This is a genomic window from Candidatus Centipeda massiliensis (assembly GCF_900290285.1).
Classification (GTDB): Bacteria; Bacillota; Negativicutes; order Selenomonadales; family Selenomonadaceae; genus Centipeda; species Centipeda massiliensis.
The window spans coordinates 1-2,279 of the sequence record NZ_LT985763.1; the positions used below are offsets into that span (position 1 = coordinate 1).

The 2,279-nt window shown below is 39.0% G+C and carries 3 protein-coding genes; 1 reads left to right on the plus strand and 2 read right to left on the minus strand.

Annotated features, from left to right (window positions below):
• On the plus strand, nt 1–687 hold a 687-nt coding region (locus C8273_RS12550; RefSeq protein WP_199821120.1), incomplete at its 5' end, for a restriction endonuclease subunit S.
• A gap of 52 nt (nt 688–739) precedes the next feature.
• Here C8273_RS12550 and C8273_RS12555 read toward each other — a convergent pair.
• Nucleotides 740–1,552 (minus strand): tyrosine-type recombinase/integrase, encoded by an 813-nt coding sequence (locus C8273_RS12555; protein WP_106628029.1) that lies wholly within the window; start codon nt 1,550–1,552, stop codon nt 740–742.
• A 58-nt stretch (nt 1,553–1,610) separates the two neighbouring features.
• Nucleotides 1,611–2,279: restriction endonuclease subunit S domain-containing protein (locus C8273_RS12560; protein WP_199821121.1), on the minus strand; the 669-nt coding region annotated here is incomplete at its 5' end.

Below are 2,279 nucleotides of genomic sequence, written 5' to 3' on the forward strand. Positions count from 1 at the left end.
CGGATTCGAGCGGAGAAAGAAGAACTCATCAAGCAGGGAAAAATAAAACGTGACAAGAGAGAATCTGTCATCTACCAAGGTGCGGATAACTCGTATTATGAGAGATTCGCTGATGGGAGTGAGAAATGTATTGATGAGGAGATTCAGTTTGATATTCCAGAGCATTGGGTATGGTGTAGGTTGAGAGAAATAACGTTATCCATACGAGACGGTTCACACAATACCCCTCCTGATAATGGAAGTGGAATTCCTCTTTTGAGTGGTGTAAATATCGATAACAATTTTATAAACATACATAGCGCAACAAGATGGATAACGCAATCAGAATGGGAGATTGAAAATCGGCGAACCAATATTGAATGTGGAGATGTTTTACTTACGATTGTGGGTACTATTGGCAGAAGCGCAGTTGTAGAAACTGATGAACACTTTGCTTTACAACGAAGTGTAGCAGTTTTAAAACCATGCCAGATTTTTTCAGCTTATCTAATGAATGTGTTGCAAGCACCGACAACTCAGAGATGGTTTAGCAACAACGGAAAAGGAACAGCTCAGAAAGGCATATATCTAAATATGCTTTATAAACTTATGATTCCTATCCCTCCATTACGAGAGCAAGTAAAAATTTCCGAAGCATTAAATGTACTCATGGATCGAATGAACGATATAGAGAATCAAATAGCTTAATTTAAAAAGGTTGTTGTTCGATGTCTTATGAAGCGCGAACAACAACCTTTTATTACCACGTTACAATTTCATCAACAAGTGCTTTCTGTTCGCTCGCTGTTCTACGGAGATAGATGCGAGTGGTTTCAATACTTTCATGCCCCATCAGATCAGCAAGCAGGGCAATATCGTTGTATTTCTCCAAGAAATTCTTTGCATAGCGATGTCGAAACGAATGAGGATATACGACCTTCGTATCAAGCCCGTATTTGACCGCATACTTTTTGAGCTGCTGTGCAATCCCACGCGGGGTGATTCTCTGCCCATATCGGTTCAAAAATAAATACCCCGATATTCGGTTTGTTTCCTTTAACCAAGCAAGTGTTTCGAGGCTTAACTTTTTAGGAATGTAGAGCCTACGAAGTTTTCCGCCTTTTGTATATAGATCAAAATATCCGAGATTGACGTGCTCGACTTTGATTTGTACCAGCTCACTCACTCTCGCTCCCGTTGCAGCGAGATACCAAACAACGAAATACCATTCCGCTTTTCCATCATTTTTAAGTTGCTTTTTCAAAAACGCATAGTCAGCATTACTGATAACGTTTTCTAGGAAATTCTTCTGCTGAATTTTGACGGATTTCAAACGTAACTGCGTTAATCCGAGAAACTCAAGATATTTATTGATTGCCTGTATGCGCAGGTTTACCGTCTTTGGCTTGAAGTTTTCCATTAGATCCCCTTTATAGGCGAGAAGCGTCTCTGATGCAACAGTGCCAAAGCGTTGGATAAAATAATCTGCTGTCCAACAGTATGCGTTGATTGTGTTTGCGGAAAGATTTTCCTTTTTCAAAAACTGTTCAAATGTGAGTTTTGATTCTGCCATAAAGATACCTCCATAATATATTGAAAATGCTATTCAATATATTATGGAGGTGCAATTCTTAGTTGTAATCCAGTATTTCTATATGATGCTCTATTTCTAATACTTTTTCGGTAATTCGCTTTTGTAATGATAATGGTGGCACTGGGTACAGCCAATTCTCAATGTGCGTATTATTTATAGATGGGGAATTATCTCCTTTCATAAACTGCATAAGTCCCTGAACAACATATTCTGAGCACATCAAAAGCTCCATATACTTAGGATTAAGAACTCCATTAGAAATACATACATAAAATCCTGTTGAAGCTATACAGTGACTATACCTATCCGTAATAAGAACGATATTTTTGAGATAGGGACGAACTAAAGAGAAAAGAACGCTGTCTTTCGGGACAATTCTTCTCGCTCGACTTGGTGCATTTTGAACAGAAAGATGTTTGATGCTCTTTATTTTATGATGTACGTTATCAACAGCATCAATGTCAATATAGTCAAAATAATCCCCGGCCGGTTTGGTGTTTTGCATAGGTTTAAAACACGAGCAACCTCTGCACCAAATCCATCCCTTCGGAATCTCAAACGGAATCTCCTCATCAATGCATTTCTCACTCCCATCGGCAAACCTCTCATAATACGAGTTATCCGCACCTTGGTAGATGACAGATTCTCTCTTGTCACGTTTTATTTTTCCCTGCTTGATGAGTTCTTCTTTCTCCGCTCGAATCCG